The organism is Paenirhodobacter populi (genome assembly GCF_004022215.1).
Taxonomy (GTDB): Bacteria; Pseudomonadota; Alphaproteobacteria; order Rhodobacterales; family Rhodobacteraceae; genus Rhodobacter; species Rhodobacter populi.
Genome location: NZ_SAUZ01000087.1, coordinates 1 through 796, shown reverse-complemented (window position 1 = coordinate 796; position 796 = coordinate 1). Strand labels below are relative to the sequence as shown.

Genomic DNA, 796 nt, shown 5'->3' with positions numbered 1-796 from the left:
GTGCTGCGCCAGCATCGCTCGACACAGCGCAAGCTGCCGCGAGGGCGGGCGGACGAAGATCGCCTTGTCGCCGACATGATTGAGTTAGCTCGGCAATATGGCCGTTATGGTTATCGCCGGATTGCGGCCTTGTTGCGGAATGCCGGATGGCAGGTGAACGACAAACGTGTCGAGCGCCTATGGCGGCGAGAGGGGCTGAAGGTGCCGATAAAGCAACCGAAGAAGGGCCGACTATGGCTGAACGACGGATCCTGCGTCCGGTTGCGGCCGCAATACCGGGATCATGTTTGGTCGTATGATTTTGTTCACTGCCGCACCGATGACGGCAAGGTGTTTCGGACGCTGAACATCCTTGATGAGTTCAGCCGCGAATGCCTGACGATCAGGGTGCGGCGCAAGTTGAACTCGACAGACGTGATCGATGCGCTGACAGACCTGTTCATCTTGCGTGGCGTGCCAGCCTTTATCCGTTCCGACAACGGCCCGGAGTTCGTCCGTGACTGGATCGGCGCGGTCGGGGCAAAAACGGCTTACATCGAGCCAGGTTCGCCTTGGGAGAATGGGTATTGCGAAAGCTTCAACGCCCGCTTCCGCGATGAAATGCTGAACGGGGAGGTCTTCTACAGCCTCCGCGAGGCACAGATCCTGATCGAACAGTGGAGGAAGCATTACAACACGAAACGACCACACAGCGCATTGGGCTACAGACCACCGGCTCCGGAAGCCATCATCGCGATGGACCTGAGGCTGCTCATCCACTAACTTTCAAAATGGACCACTCAAGTGGGGCTGATCA

1 protein-coding gene is annotated in these 796 nt (G+C 58.2%); it reads left to right on the top strand.

Annotated elements, in window-relative coordinates:
- Positions 1-762, top strand: a 762-nt coding sequence (locus tag D2T30_RS22925; RefSeq protein ID WP_128210660.1) for an IS3 family transposase, incomplete at its 5' end; no start/stop codon positions are given.
- Between the last annotated feature and the right edge of the window lie 34 nt (positions 763-796).